Annotated in this window: 1 protein-coding gene; it reads right to left on the minus strand. The window is 32.2% G+C overall.

The genetic code is table 11. The annotated features are described in order from the left end of the window. Positions 1-258, minus strand: a 258-nt coding sequence (locus AAEZ05_RS29225; protein ID WP_350650113.1) for a hypothetical protein, incomplete at both ends; no start/stop codon positions are given.

Consider the following 258-nt stretch of genomic DNA (forward strand, 5'->3'; position numbering starts at 1 on the left):
ATCTTCTGTTGAAACAGTTTCGGATATAACTATTTCCCACATCGTTTCAATAAATTCATCAATGTGAATTAGCAGGTGTTTTTTATAGGATGCTATGTGCTCTTCAATGCTGGTTGCCATCGTAATGATATTGGAAATTGAATCTTGATTGAAGGTTATATTTTTTGGAGTGGTCATAAATTTATTGACCAAATCATCATGCTTTGAAAGGTATGCACTGTTCTTTTTAAGATTGCCTTTTATTGCTCTGTATATTTC

Source organism: Pseudomonas sp. HY13-MNA-CIBAN-0226 (genome assembly GCF_040310305.1).
GTDB lineage: Bacteria > Pseudomonadota > Gammaproteobacteria > Pseudomonadales > Pseudomonadaceae > Aquipseudomonas > Aquipseudomonas gregormendelii.